The sequence below is a fragment of the Butyricicoccus sp. genome, from assembly GCF_977037065.1.
In genome coordinates this window covers 1-13,835 of record NZ_CDRQNY010000030.1, presented here as the reverse complement: position 1 = coordinate 13,835, position 13,835 = coordinate 1, and the positions used below count along the sequence as shown (strand labels likewise).

The 13,835-nt window shown below is 55.3% G+C and carries 14 protein-coding genes; 5 read left to right on the top strand and 9 right to left on the bottom strand.

Going from position 1 to position 13,835, the window contains the following annotated elements:
- Positions 1 to 662, top strand: a 662-nt coding sequence (locus ACWVX6_RS09445; RefSeq protein WP_455152996.1) for an S-layer homology domain-containing protein, incomplete at its 5' end; no start/stop codon positions are given.
- Between the two features lie 485 nt (positions 663 to 1,147).
- On the opposite strand, the gene cysK is transcribed toward ACWVX6_RS09445, so the two are convergent.
- Positions 1,148 to 2,080, bottom strand: a complete 933-nt coding sequence (gene cysK / locus ACWVX6_RS09440; protein ID WP_455152995.1) for a cysteine synthase A — start codon at positions 2,078 to 2,080, stop codon at positions 1,148 to 1,150.
- A gap of 249 nt (positions 2,081 to 2,329) precedes the next feature.
- Positions 2,330 to 3,001 carry a uracil-DNA glycosylase gene (gene ung, locus ACWVX6_RS09435; RefSeq protein ID WP_117751594.1) on the bottom strand — a complete coding sequence of 224 codons (672 nt, stop codon included), beginning with the start codon at positions 2,999 to 3,001 and terminating at the stop codon, positions 2,330 to 2,332.
- Between the two features lie 916 nt (positions 3,002 to 3,917).
- Between ung and htpG the strand changes: the two genes are divergently transcribed.
- Positions 3,918 to 5,828, top strand: a complete 1,911-nt coding sequence (gene htpG / locus ACWVX6_RS09430) for a molecular chaperone HtpG (protein ID WP_118760575.1) — start codon at positions 3,918 to 3,920, stop codon at positions 5,826 to 5,828.
- 140 nt (positions 5,829 to 5,968) lie between these two features.
- Positions 5,969 to 6,877 carry a diacylglycerol/lipid kinase family protein gene (locus tag ACWVX6_RS09425; protein WP_118760576.1) on the top strand — a complete coding sequence of 303 codons (909 nt, stop codon included), beginning with the start codon at positions 5,969 to 5,971 and terminating at the stop codon, positions 6,875 to 6,877.
- A gap of 306 nt (positions 6,878 to 7,183) precedes the next feature.
- On the opposite strand, the gene ACWVX6_RS09420 is transcribed toward ACWVX6_RS09425, so the two are convergent.
- Together ACWVX6_RS09420 and ACWVX6_RS09415 are read right to left on the bottom strand one after the other, a co-directional pair.
- Positions 7,184 to 7,768, bottom strand: coding sequence for a dipicolinate synthase subunit B (locus tag ACWVX6_RS09420; RefSeq protein ID WP_118760577.1), 585 nt, complete (start codon positions 7,766 to 7,768; stop codon positions 7,184 to 7,186).
- Entirely contained in the window at positions 7,765 to 8,217 is a 453-nt protein-coding gene (locus tag ACWVX6_RS09415) for an NAD(P)-dependent oxidoreductase (RefSeq protein WP_158580194.1), read from the bottom strand. The genes ACWVX6_RS09420 and ACWVX6_RS09415 overlap by 4 nt, the downstream gene beginning before the upstream one ends.
- Positions 8,218 to 8,317: 100 nt before the next feature.
- Between ACWVX6_RS09415 and ACWVX6_RS09410 the strand changes: the two genes are divergently transcribed.
- Both ACWVX6_RS09410 and ACWVX6_RS09405 read left to right on the top strand, forming a co-directional pair.
- A complete protein-coding gene (locus tag ACWVX6_RS09410) occupies positions 8,318 to 8,455 on the top strand; it encodes a hypothetical protein (RefSeq protein WP_158574396.1) in 138 nt (45 codons plus the stop codon).
- 1 nt (position 8,456) lies between these two features.
- Entirely contained in the window at positions 8,457 to 9,782 is a 1,326-nt protein-coding gene (locus ACWVX6_RS09405; protein ID WP_455152994.1) for a recombinase family protein, read from the top strand.
- A 3-nt stretch (positions 9,783 to 9,785) separates the two neighbouring features.
- Here ACWVX6_RS09405 and ACWVX6_RS09400 read toward each other — a convergent pair whose 3' ends face one another.
- The 5 genes from ACWVX6_RS09400 to ACWVX6_RS09380 form a co-directional block, all read right to left on the bottom strand.
- Positions 9,786 to 10,646 carry a tRNA 2-thiocytidine biosynthesis TtcA family protein gene (locus ACWVX6_RS09400; protein ID WP_455152993.1) on the bottom strand — a complete coding sequence of 287 codons (861 nt, stop codon included), beginning with the start codon at positions 10,644 to 10,646 and terminating at the stop codon, positions 9,786 to 9,788.
- 16 nt (positions 10,647 to 10,662) lie between these two features.
- On the bottom strand, positions 10,663 to 11,784 hold the full coding sequence (locus ACWVX6_RS09395) for a cysteine desulfurase family protein (protein WP_455152992.1): 1,122 nt from the start codon (positions 11,782 to 11,784) through the stop codon (positions 10,663 to 10,665).
- A gap of 113 nt (positions 11,785 to 11,897) precedes the next feature.
- Complete coding sequence (gene queC, locus ACWVX6_RS09390; RefSeq protein ID WP_455152991.1) at positions 11,898 to 12,584, bottom strand: 7-cyano-7-deazaguanine synthase QueC; 687 nt, start codon at positions 12,582 to 12,584, stop codon at positions 11,898 to 11,900.
- Positions 12,581 to 13,078 carry a preQ(1) synthase gene (queF, locus tag ACWVX6_RS09385; protein WP_270385423.1) on the bottom strand — a complete coding sequence of 166 codons (498 nt, stop codon included), beginning with the start codon at positions 13,076 to 13,078 and terminating at the stop codon, positions 12,581 to 12,583. Before queF ends, queC begins: the two co-directional genes overlap by 4 nt.
- An 18-nt stretch (positions 13,079 to 13,096) precedes the next feature.
- Positions 13,097 to 13,597 (bottom strand): QueT transporter family protein, encoded by a 501-nt coding sequence (locus ACWVX6_RS09380; protein WP_199677276.1) that lies wholly within the window; start codon positions 13,595 to 13,597, stop codon positions 13,097 to 13,099.
- Between the last annotated feature and the right edge of the window lie 238 nt (positions 13,598 to 13,835).

The following is a 13,835-nucleotide window of genomic DNA, read 5'->3' as shown; positions in this document are numbered from 1 at the left end:
AGCCGCAGCAGAGCATGACCCGTCAGGACGCAATGGTGTTCCTCAAACGCACGATTGACCGCACGGCGCTCAAACTGGGCACCGGTTCGGTGAGCAGCTTCTCGGATGCGAGCAGGATTTCCAATTACGCGAAGCCTTCGGTCAGTGCACTGGTCGGTGCTAAGGTGATCGGCGGCTCGAAAGGAAAGATCAATCCGCTTTCCAAGGTAACGCGTGCGGAGATGGCGGTGATGCTCTATCGGGCAACGCATTTGACCGTGCAGGGCAGCGGCGCTGTGTATCAGAGCCGCGGCGATCTGGTCAATCTGTGTATCGGCACGCAGAATTACTGCGATGTTGTGATCGAGAACTATGATCCTTCGGTGACGTATACCGGTCTGATGGAGTATACGGATTTCCAACGAATCGGCGGCGTTACCTACGTTTCGCTGAGCGGCAAACGCGCGATTGACCGCACGGTAACGTACACGAACGGCGTATTCACCTTCGCAGACGGTGAGGGTACAGTGAGCATTCCGGCGGCCGCAGATTGCGTAGCTATCGACGTCAGCCAGCCATACCATCAACTGAATGCACCGACGAGCACCGGCAGTACCTACCGGCATTGCTATCCCTCCATCGAGGACGGTGCGGTTACTGCGATTTATTATTCCAAGGTATAACGAAACCACCCTGCTTTCGCAGGGTGGTTTGAGGCTGTCGAAAAACTCCGTTTTTCGAGCAGCCTCTCGATTGAAACCACGCTTTCAATCGAATCTTGACGAAAAGCCGCGCCCTACAGGCACAATTTTTCGTCCCTTGTATAATTCCCGAGGTACACAAGGTGAATTGCCGCATAGCGGCAAGAGAGGGTGGTCTGGACCATGCCCCCGGGAATTATGAATTTGCTGTGCAAATTCTATTTTATGCGTGCTGCCGCACGAAAGGTAAAAACGATAGATTGACTTTATCGACAGACTGAAACCATCCTGCTTTCGCAGGGTGTTTTTTCGTTGTTAAATCCATGGGCGGAAACTGGAGAAACGTTACGTTCATTTTCCATAAAAAAGACACCTCCGCTATGCAGAGGTGTCTTTTTTATACATTTGGAGATGAATGTGGAGATGAATGGATTTTTGGAGAGAATTGCAGGATTTGAGAATTAAAATTACTCAGAAACCAGCGGGGTGGACAGGTAACGGTCACCGGTATCAGGCAGCAGAGCTACGATAACCTTGCCGGCGTTCTCCGGACGCTTGGACAGCTCAACAGCAGCCCACAGAGCAGCACCGGAGGAAATACCTACGAACAGACCCTCGCTGTGAGCGAACTGGCGAGAGGTTTCAAATGCATCCTCGTTTGCTACACGAATAACTTCGTCGTAAACCTTGGTATCGAGTACATCCGGAACGAAGCCGGCGCCGATACCCTGAATCTTATGCGGGCCGCCCTTGCCGGTGGACAGTACCGGGGAGGTATCCGGCTCAACAGCAACTACCTTGACATTCGGGTTCTGATCCTTCAGGTACTTGCCGGTGCCGGTTACGGTGCCGCCGGTGCCTACGCCTGCAACGAAGATGTCAACCTTGTGACCGGACTGCTCCCAGATCTCGGGGCCAGTGGTTGCGTAGTGTGCAGCCGGGTTTGCCGGGTTTACGAACTGACCCGGGATGAAGCTGTTCGGGGTCTCCTTAGCGAGCTCGTTTGCCTTTGCGATCGCACCGGACATGCCCTTTGTGCCTTCGGTCAGAACCAGCTCAGCGCCGTAAGCCTTCAGCATGTTGCGGCGTTCAACGCTCATGGTTTCCGGCATGGTGAGGATGATGCGGTAGCCGCGGGAAGCTGCAACTGCTGCCAGACCGATGCCGGTGTTGCCGGAGGTCGGCTCGATAATGGTTGCGCCCGGCTTGAGCGCGCCGGACTTCTCAGCCTCGTTGATCATAGCGTTTGCGATACGATCCTTAACGGAACCGGCCGGATTAAAGTACTCCAGCTTTGCGAGAATCTGTGCGTTAGCGCCAGCCTTAGCTGCAAACTTTTCAGCCGCATACAGTGGGGTGTTGCCGATCAGATCGGAGAAGCTCTTTTTAATATCAGACATGGGATAAACCGCCTTTCAAAATTAAGAAAAATTAGAATGTGATGTTAGTAAGGAATGATGGGAAAACTCAGTCGATGCAACATCGACACATTCGCCGGATCGTCATTGAGATCACGCTCCTAAATTCACTTTATTCATATGTGTTTTGTATGAATTAAATATACAACCGAAATTCCCATTTGTCAATAGGAATTTTGAAAAAAGTCAAAAAATTTCCGCACCCGGAAAAATGGTGCGGAAACATACTGTTTAATGGGTAAGATCCCAGTCAATAGGGTCGATGCCATGCGCTTCGAGAAACGCATTGCATTTGGAGAAGTGCTTGCAGCCGAAAAAGCCATTGTACGCCGACAGAGGAGAGGGATGCACGCTTTCGAGCACAAGGTGCTGCGGTGCAGTGATGAGTTTCTTTTTGCTGCGGGCATTGCCGCCCCAGAGCAGAAAGACGATCGGCTGCTCATGCTCGTTCAGCTTTTCGATTATATGGTCGGTGAAGGTCGTCCAGCCGAGGTTTTTATGGCTGTTCGCCTGCCCACGGCGTACGGTCAGAGTCGTGTTCAGCATGAGCACACCGCGCTCCGCCCACTTGGTGAGCGTGCCGTCCTTGGGAGGTACAATGCCGAGATCACTCTGCAGCTCCTTGAAGATGTTCTGCAGGCTCGGAGGCGGCTGAACACCCGGCTGAACCGAAAAGCAAAGTCCGTGCGCCTGTCCGGGACCGTGATACGGGTCCTGCCCGAGAATGACGGCCTTGACCTTGGAATACGGCGTGTACCGCAGAGCGTTAAAGATGTTCTCTGCCGCCGGATAGATGGTCTGTTCGGCGTATTCCTTTTTCAGCCAGTAGCGAATGCGCTTGTAATAATCCTGCTCAAACTCACCGGCAAGGATCTCGTCCCAATCGTTGCCAAGATGTACCATGCGATCACTCCAAAATTGTTTTCTTCCCTTTAGTATAGCATAGGGAAGGGGGTGTGTCAAAATTGAGAATGGATAGGGAGCGTTCTATCGCGCAGACAGTTCGTCCTATCCGGGCTGCACCGGTCGCAGGCACAGGTTTTCCGGTGTGCCCGAACTGCGAAGGTGGTTCGCCATTTCCGGGCGAGGATTCCGCCGCTGCGGCGGTGGGGACGTTTGCCGTGTCCACGGCAGGGGACAAAAAGGGTAGACACCTACGGTTTGCCCGTAGGCTGCTAAACCTTTTTCCCGCGCCGTGCGCGGATTTAATGAGTGCTACCCTCTTTGAACACCCGTTTCCCTTAGTAGTATAGCACGGTGGTAACGGTAGAGAGGAGACCGCTCCGAAAAAGAGAACGGCAGAGGATTTTTTCTTCTGCATGGTATAGCACCTTTTCACGGTTCAGATAGCATACGGCTACATCTAATTAGGGTCTACGCAAGCGCGGCACAAGGTGAACCGTCTGTGTAGCAGTACGCTGTCTGTGAACTGCGAAAAGGCGGAGAAAGAGATTGAGCGGTAACCCGACTGCCGTTCTCCTTTTTTCTACGCTTACGCAGTCTACCATCTGCTCCCAAGCTGTCTCCAAAGGAAAGGGGTGATTCACAAGAGGGTGGAAACCTTGGTGTCTACCCTCTTGTGCGCCTGCCGCGCGCAGCGGCACTCCCCGCCGTGGTTCACGGAAAAATTCTCCGCCCGAATAGGGTGAACCGCCTGCATGGTTCGGGCATATCCAATTCTCGATTTCGATTTTGAACAAACCATGAATTTTACAAACCCTACTTGATTTTTTGGCGCAATAGGCTTATTATATCAATGTTGGCACTCGATGATTGAGAGTGCTAATACCGAACAACAAACACAGAGGTGTATGTAATCATGGCAACCAAGCAGTTTAAGGCAGAATCCAAGCGCCTGCTCGATTTGATGATCAACTCTATTTATACGCACAAGGAGATTTTCCTGCGTGAGCTGATCTCCAACGCATCCGACGCAACGGATAAGCTCTACTATAATGCAATGAAGGAAGGCAAGACCGGTATCACCCGCGACAGTCTGCCGATCGAGCTGACGCTCGACAAGGCAAACCGCCGCTTTATCATCGAGGACCACGGCTGCGGCATGACTGCCGAGGAAATGGAGAACAACCTCGGTACGATCGCGCATTCCGGTTCGCTGGCGTTCAAGAACGAAAATGAAAAGCAAGACGACATCGACATCATCGGCCAGTTCGGCGTTGGCTTCTATGCGGCCTTTATGGTTGCAAAGCATGTTGAGGTCGTATCCCGTGCGGCAGGCAGCGATGAGGCCAACCGCTGGGAGTCCGACGGTGCGGACGGCTACACGGTTGCACCGTGCGAAAAGGCAGAAAACGGCACGAAGATCGTACTGACCATCAAGGACAATACGGAGAACGAGAATTACGATGAATTTCTCGAGCCGTACCGCATTCAGGGTCTGGTAAAGAAGTATTCCGATTACATTCGCTACCCGATCAAGATGGATATGACGCGCTCCCGCATGAAGGAGAAGCCGGCGGATGCAGGTGACGACTACAAGCCGGAGTGGGAGGAGTACACCGAGAATGAGACCCTCAATTCCATGGTTCCGATCTGGAAGAAGTCCAAGAAGGAGCTGAAGGACGAGGATTACAACAGCTTCTATACGCAGAAGTTCTACGATTATCAGCCGCCGCTGTGCCACATCCATTCCAGTGTGGAAGGCGCGGTAACGTACACGGCAATGCTGTTCATCCCGTCTCACGCGCCGATGGACTACTACACCAAGGATTATGAGAAGGGTCTGCAGCTGTATTCCAACGGCGTGCTCATCATGGACAAGTGCGCGGATCTGCTGCCCGATCATTTCAGCTTTGTACACGGTATGGTCGATACGGCAGATCTGTCGCTCAACATCTCCCGTGAGATGCTGCAGCACGACCGCCATTTGAAGGCCATTGCGCAGAGCCTTGAGAAGAAGATCAAGAGCGAGCTGCTCAAGATGCAGAAGGACAAGCGCGAGGATTATGAGAAGTTCTGGGCAGCGTTCGGCCGTCAGATCAAGTACGGCGCTTATGTTGAGTACGGCGCGCACAAGGAGCTGCTGCAGGATCTGCTGATGTACCATTCCTCCACGGAGGACAAGCTGGTATCGCTCGCGGAGTACGCTTCCCGCATGAAGGAAGACCAGAAGTATATCTACTATGCTTGCGGCGAGACCATCGACAAGATCAAGCTGCTGCCGGTTATGGAAACGCTGTCCGACAAGGGCTACGAGGTGCTGTGTATGGATGACAGCATTGATGAGTTCTGCGTCAAGATGCTCGCTAAGTACAACGATAAGGAATTCAAGTCCATCGCGGATGCAGACCTCGGTCTGGACAGCGAGGACGAGAAGGAAGAGATCAAAAAGCTGAGTGAGGACAACAAGGATGTCCTCGAAGCACTCGGCAAGGTGCTCGAGGGCAAGGTTAAGAAGGTCGAGCTGACCAGCCGCCTCAAGAGCCATCCGTGCTGCCTGCGTGCCGAAGGCCCGGTAACGCTCGAGATGGAGAAGGTGCTCAACCAGCAGGCTGCTGTCAACGGCGGTCAGAGCGTACACGCCGAGCGTGTTCTGGAGCTGAATGCCGAGCACCCGATCTTTAAGAAGCTGTGTGCGCTGCAGGCGGAAGGCTCGGATAAGGTAAGCACCTATGCGGATATCCTGTATACGCAGGCGCTGCTCATCGAGGGTATGCCGGTGGATGATCCGGTGGCTTATGCAAATGCTGTTTGCAATTTGCTCTCCTGAGATATATAATAATATAGTTAGTATATAGATAGTATACTTGGGATAAAAGAGTGAATGATTGATGGATTGAGAATAGCGATGCGGCGCGGCTGCGTCGATACTACATTTTATTTATGAACAAAACCGGAAGGTGATGAAACATGAAGAGAATGCTGTGGATACTCAATCCGCATGCGGGACGCGGTGCAATGAGCGGAAAGATCATCGACTGTGTGACCGCATTTCAACAGGCAGGATATGATGTGACGATTTATATCACGCAGGGTGCGCAGGATGCAACGCGTGTTGCACGGGAGCGTGCGGGCGAGTTCGATCGCATTGTGTGTGCAGGCGGTGACGGTACGCTGAACGAGGTGATTACCGGTCTTATGCAGGCGGAGACCCGTCCGGTTCTCGGTTATGTGCCTGCCGGTACGACAAACGACTTCGCGTTCAGTCTGGGCATTTCCAAGGTGCCCGCTGAGGCGGCGGTTATTGCGGCAGGCGATACGCTGCAGGCGCTGGACATCGGCCGCTTCAACGATCGCTATTTTAACTATGTTGCGGCGTTCGGCGCGTTTACCGAGGTCTCTTACGAGACACCGCAGCAGACCAAGAACATTTTCGGGCGTGCTGCGTATATTATCGAGGGCATTAAGGCGCTGACCAACATCAAAACCTACCACATCCGCGTGAACAGCGCGGAAACGCAGATAGAGGACGATTTCATCTACGGTATGGTGACAAACACGGTGTCGGTCGGCGGCTTCAAGACCATCCGGCCGGATGGCGTGGCGCTGGATGACGGACTGTACGAGGTGCTGCTCATTTACCCGGTCGAGAATCCGATGGAGCTGCAGTGGCTGGCGAATGACCTGCTGACGCATAATGTCGAATCTAACCGCTTCGCGTACTTCCGCACGTCAAAAATCAGTTTTTCGTCCGATGACGAGGTGACGTGGACACTGGACGGCGAGTTCGGCGGCGCATTGCACAATGTGCAGATTACCAACTGCAGCCGTGCGATCACATTTGCCACCGGCAAGGAGCCGGAAGGCAAAGAATCATAAGAAAAGTCCTGCAGAATGCTGGCTTAACCGTGATAAGGAACGAATGCAGCCGTATTACGGATAGTCGGCGGATTCAGGTGTGCAAGGAGCACAAACGCAAAGACAACCGCCCATTTCCGAAAGGAAGGGGCGGTTGATTTTTGCTGTTTATCAAAAGTAAACTGATTCAATTTCATGGACGAAGTGGCAATCTCCGTATCGGCAGAGCCCGGGATCATAGAAAAAACGGCGTGACTTTCACGGTCACACCGTTCTTTGCGGCACAATAATTACTTGTCACGATTCAGTGTCAGCTTTGCGTTTTTTTTATACGCTGGGTGCAAGCAGGATGGGCTGAAGTTGTCTGCCGTTCATGGCTGCGTCAATGGCAGCGGGAATCAGCGTCATATCTGCGACAAGCGAGCGCGGCTTGCTGTGCGGCGCATCCTGCCGGAGCGGCACGAAATAGTAATGCCGGCGATTCAGCAGCGTGCCGAGATTTGCGGCGCTGCCGGACAGACCGTCATTGGTGGAGACCGCCAGCACGACCGGACGTTCTCCGCGCAGATGGCTTTTGACCGCCATGGTCGCGGGCGTGTCCGTCAGACCGTGCGCCAGTCTGGCGAGTGTATTGCCCGTGCACGGCGCAACGATCAGTATATCAAACAGCGCCTTCGGTCCAATCGGCTCGGCGGAAACAATGCTGTCGATAGGGGAGACGCCGGTGAGTGCGGTCAGCTCCTGACGCCAGTGCGCGGCTGTGCCAAAGCGGGTGTCGAGTGTGCCGGCGCTGTCGGACAGAATCGGCGTGACCGTGTCGCCGCGCTCGATGAGTGCTTGTATAACCGGCATGACCTTGGCAAAGGTACAGAACGAACCGGTCAGTACAAAGCCAATGCGGAGTTTGCTCATAAGATGCCCTCCTCGTGCAGAATGGTGTCCGCGGTATCGAATACCGCGCGTGCAGCGCTGAGCGGTGCTACCTTGCCCGGAAGAGACAGTGCGTGCAGCACGCGACAGCCATCCGGAAGCAGGGTATCGGCGGCAACACCGCCCGGCAGAGATGCAAGATCAATGATGAAGCAGGGCGGTTTCATGTCGGATAGTACCTCGGTTGTCAGGATCGGAGCGGGTACGGTGTTGAAAATCAGGTCAAAACCGGCAAGGTGACCGGCAAGCCTGCGTGTATCCAGTGCGTGCAGTCCTGCAGCGGCGATGCGTGCGAAATCACGCGTGCAGCGTGCGGAAACTGTAACCTGTGCATCGAGAGCGTACAATTTGCGTGCAAGAAGCATGCCGATCCGTCCGGCACCAATCACCAGACAGCGTGCATTTTGCAGCGTGAACGCAGTTTGCTCCATCGCGAGCTGAAGTGCTCCCTCGCAGGTAGGGAAGGCGTTAGCGGTTTGGCGCATAAACGGGTTTGCCTTCGCATAGACTGCAAGCGAAGGAGGGATAGCCATGAAACTGACTGAACAGGAGCAGGCTGCTGTTTCGCGCGGCATGATCGAGGGTCTGCTCCGCGCTTTGCACGCGGAAGGTGTGCTGCCGCCCGAGCGTCTGGAGCTGGTGCTCGAGCTGCTGTGCGCAGGCCGCTGACATGCTGCGCGTGGCCGCCTATTGCCGCGTTTCCACCTCGCAGGAGGACCAGAGAAACTCGCTGGAGAATCAGCGGCGATATTTTTCGGAGTACATCAGCCGTCAGCCGGACTGGGAGCTTGTGGAGGTTTATGCGGACGAGGGTCTGTCCGGCACCTCGTCCGACCGGCCTGCCTTTCGGCGCATGCTGGCAGCGGCCGCAGAAGAGAAAATTGACCTGATTTTAACCAAAGAGGTCTCACGCTTTGCCCGAAATACGGTTGACACGCTCGCGTACACGAGGCTGCTGCGCCGTCAAGGAGTCGGTATTGTATTCATTGGAGATCATATCGACACCCGCCAGAATGACGGTGAATTCCGGCTTACCATAATGGCAAGCGTAGCGCAGGAGGAGAGCCGCAAAATCTCTGAGCGCGTTAAGTGGGGGCAGCAGCGCTCGATGGAGCGCGGTGTGGTGTTCGGATGCGATAATATCTACGGGTTTTCCCTGCGGGGTGGGAAATTGATAGTGAAGCCTGAGCAGGCGGCAGTCGTCCGCGAGGTGTACCGCCGTTTCTTGATGGACGGCAAAGGCACTTACATCATCGCACGGGAGCTGACCGCCGAGGGCATCCCGCCGCCAAGCGGAAAAGGAAAATCGTGGTCGTCTACGATGGTGCTGCGGCTGCTCCGGGGCGAGAAATACTGCGGCGATCTTCTGCAGCGCAAAAGCTGCACGCCGGATTTTCTCGATCATCGCAAGGTGAAAAATGAGGGGCAGTCACCGCAGGTCTATCTGCGGGATCATCACGAGGCGATTGTGCCGCGCTCGATGTTCGAGGCTGTGCGGCGGGAACTCGACCGCCGGCAGGCAAACCGCAAAGCCGGCAGCCGACCCTCCGCGCGGTACTGGTGCTCCGGAAAAGTGGTCTGCGGACGGTGCGGCAACCGGTTTGTGCCGCGCAGAGGCGCACAGGCGGACGGCGGTCTGCGATGGGTGTGCGGGAAACGGGTGCAGCACGGCATGGCAACGTGTGCCGCTCCGGCAGTTGGAAATCGGATTTTGCTGGACTGCATGAAGCAAATTACACAGGATTTGCCAATCGACATAGAGATGGTATTGCGGCAGACCTTGCGCGCGATACCGGATCTCACACGCACCGAAAGACAGAAATTCTGTACAGTTTTACGGAAAAAGCTGTACAGTGAAACAGTTTACAGCGCGTTGCTCGATCATATCACCGTAACGGGGGATGGCTTGGCTGTACATCTGCACGGCGTGTCCGAACCGCTGCATTTTGACCTTTCGGGCAGAGAAAAGCCGTCCGTGCAGCGCACGGACGGCTGAACACTATTCGCTTTTCTTTCCGCGTTCGTCGTAATCATCGAGGAACGAGTGGAGCATGCCGCCGGACTTGTAACCGGGCATCATGTCCAGATTTATCGAGTGAATACTGTTGAAAATGCTGCGCTCGATGTTCGGGTTGTCGCGGCGCAGACGGCGCAGCAGAATCTTGACCTCCTGCCGCTTGGAACCACCGCCGCCGTTGTCGCACATCGTGCAGTTTTCGGTGAAGCGGCACGCGCACTGAATAAATTCGAGGTCGTTATACTGCTTCCACGCGAGAATATCCTCCTCATGGATGCAGTACAGCGGACGAATCAGCTCCATGCCTGCAAAGTTGGTGCTGTGCAGCTTGGGCAGCATGGCCTGCATCTGCGAGCCATAAAACATGCTCATGACGGTGGTTTCGATAACATCGTTGAAGTGGTGACCGAGTGCGATCTTGTTGCAGCCAAGCTCCTGCGCCTTGCTGTACAGATAGCCGCGGCGCATGCGCGCACACAGGTAGCACGGGTTTTTCTCGCTGTTGTTGGCGACCGCGAAAACGTCAGTCTCGAACACGGTGATCGGGATATGCAGCAGTGCGGCGTTGCTCTCAATTTTATTGCGGTTGATCTCGTTGTAGCCGGGGTCCATAACGAGGAAAACCACCTCGAACGGCACCTCGCTGTACCGCTGGAGCAGCTGCATCAGCTTGGCCATCAGCATGGAATCCTTGCCGCCGGAGATGCACACGGCAATCTTGTCACCCGGCTGAATCAGCTGATACTGTCGAACCGCCAGTGTAAACGGGTTCCAGATGGTCTTGCGGAATTTTTTGATGATACTGCGCTCGATCAGCTCGTGAGGCTGTAAATCTCGTTTCATAATGATGCTCCCTGTATTACTTGACTAACTCGTGATAGCACGCGTCGAAAACGGACAGAAATTCGTCGATTTCCGCATCCGTGGTGAGGTGGCTCAGACTGATGCGCCATGAGGACAGTGCGTTTCTGCGATCACGGCTGACGGCGAACACCGCCCGAGAGGGAAGTCCGTCTGCCGAGCAGGCGGATTTGACAGACACGCACACGCCTTTTTCGGACAGCGCGCGCTGAAATACGGTGCCTTTCACATTCTTGATGCTCAGATTGAGGATGTGCGGCACGGCGTGCTCCGGACTGTTGATATGCACCGCCGGATAGGCCGCAAGGGCTTTCCGCAGCCGCGCACTGTGGCGTTGAACGACCGCACAGCGGCTCTCGCGCTCATCGCATGCCAACTGCAGTGCCAGCGCCGCCGAAGCCGCCAGACCGAGTGCAGGCGTGCCGCTGCGGTACAGCGTCGTACTCGCGCCGCCGTTCATCTGCGGCTCGAGCGGCATACGGCTGCGCTTGAGCAGCACGCCGCTGCCGCAGATGCCGCCGAACTTGTGCGGCGCAAAACTCAGCGTGTCGATACCGGAAAAGTCCACCGGGATGCGCCCGATGGCCTGTGTCGCATCAACGTGCAGACGGCAGTTCGGATGGTCAGCCAGCAGCGCCGCGATTTCGTTTACCGGCTGGATGGTGCCAAGCTCGCTGTCCACCGCGCAGATGGCAACGAGAACGGTATCCGGACGCAGCAGTTCACGGACTTCCTCCGGGTTCACCGTGCCGTCCCGACCGATGGAGAGCAGGTCGATCTCCCAGCCGCGCTCCTGCAGGGCGGTCAGGCTGCCGCTGACCGAGGAATGCTCGAGCGGTGTGGAGATGATATGCTTGCCGATATGCCGTGACGCCTGTGCGATGCCCTTGATGGCGAGGTTGTTCGCCTCGGTCGCACCCGAGGTAAAGATGATTTCGGCAGGGGACGCGCCGGTCAGCGCCGCGATCTGCTCGGTGACACGCGCCATTTCCTCACGGGCGGTCTTGCCCGCCATGTGTACCGAGTTCGGGTTGGCCGGGAACCGGCGTTCCATATCGCAGAATCGCTCCAGTACCACGGGGTCAGCGGGTGCATGGGCGGCATAATCGAGATAAATCATAGCATGGACTCCTCAAAATAAGGTTAACGGCTATAATCATAGCATTCTTATAGGAAAAAGTCAAGATGGACAGAAAAAGACTGCTGTCTCCGATGAAACAGCAGTCTTTTGTTTTACCTCATTGCGGGGTCGGTCACGCCGTTGGCCTCGAACGCGCGGATGCGGTCCAGGCAGGTGCCGCACTTGCCGCACGGCTTGTCGCCGCCCTCGTAGCAGCTCCACGTCAGCTGATAAGGAACCTGCAGCCGCAGACCTTCGGCAACGATCTGCGCCTTGTTCCAACGCACGAACGGAGCCTCGATGCGGACATCACCGCCCGAGCCGAGTACGATGGAGTGGTTCATCGCATTTACGAATTCCTCGCTGCAGTCGGGATAGGCATTGCCGGCGGCATCGTCGTGATGTGCACCGTAGTAAATCACGCTGCAGTTCTTGGACAGCGCAACGCTGGCCGCTGCCGACAGGAACAGACCGTTGCGGAACGGCACATAGGTCGTAACCGACTTGCCGCCGCGCTGCGCCAGCTGCTCGGCGTAGGATTCCTCGGGGATGTCCTCGGTCGAGTGGGAAAGCAGCGAGCAGTCGCTGTACGCGAACACCGGCGTCAGGTCGAGAGACGTGCCCTCGATGCCGTAGTATTCGAGAACCGCCTTTGCAGCCTGGATCTCCTTAACGTGCTTCTGACCGTAGTAAATGGACAGCGCGCACACATTCTCCTTGCCGCGCTTCTCGATGGCAAGCGCAAGACAGGTTGTGCTGTCCACGCCGCCGCTGCACAGGACCATAGCCTTTTCGCTCATCGGTTGTCCACCTTCTCCGGATACAGGTCGTGGTGGGAAAGGCGGTCGAACGCGACCTCCTCCCAGCGGGTGCCGGGCTTGCCGTAGTTGCAGTACGGGTCGATGGAGATGCCGCCGCGCGGCGTGAATTTACCCCAGACCTCGATGTACTTGGGCTCCATCAGGCGGATGAGGTCCTTCATAATGATGTTTACGCAGTCCTCGTGAAAATCGCCGTGGTTGCGGAAGCTGAACAGATACAGCTTGAGCGACTTGCTCTCTACCATGCGCTCGCCGGGCACATAGGAGATATAAATGGTAGCAAAGTCCGGCTGGCCGGTCATCGGGCACAGGCTGGTGAACTCCGGGCAGTTGAACTTGACAAAATAGTCGTTGTCCGGATGCTTGTTCGGGAAAGTCTCCAGCATTTCGGGCGCGTAGTCCGAGGGATACTTGTTCTTCTGGCTGCCCAGCAGCGTAACGCCGTTCAGTTCTTCTTTATTTCTTCCGGTCATGGTTGCATTCTCCTTACATTAACTAGCCTTAGTTGCCTTGGGATACAGTGCGCGCTGCAGTACGTTCACCAGAACGACACCGCAGACCGCAGGTACGGACTGACCGATGCACAGGCTGGTGGCAAGTACAGAATACGGAACGTGCAGCAGATAGCTCAGATAGCTCGATACGCCGAGACCGGGCACAAGGATGATCGGAAGGATCATCAGCCAGCGGCTCCATCCCTTGCGGCGGATGAGCACGATGATCGCGGTAACGATGATACCGACGAAGCAGCCTCCGAACCAGTCCAGCAGACCGAGTCCGCCAAACAGAAAGTTGGCAATGAAATTAGCGAAACCAAGCGGCAAAACCAGGAACGGAAACAGGTAAGCGAGCGCATACAGAGCCGTTGCAATGCGGATCTGGTACGCACCGAAAGAGAAGCTCTGCGTAAAGTACAGCACAACAACGTAAAGTGCCATCACCATAGCAGAAACGGTCAGTTTTTGAACCTTGCTCATGTTTTCTTTTACCATATTTCGTTCACCTCCAAATAATGCACACAACAACGTTGATTGGAAACCTAAGGCAACACCGCACAATTAAGACTGCAGTGGTTTGCGGAAATTTTGTGACCTGACTTTGGTTTCGGTTCCTTGCGCGAGTTCCGTCCGCGCTGCCGAAGTTTCACGGTAATACATCAAGTATTACCGCAAAACTGTGCCTCGTCAGTACGCAAAATTTACTCGCAAATCACTCTTGTTCAATTATGCG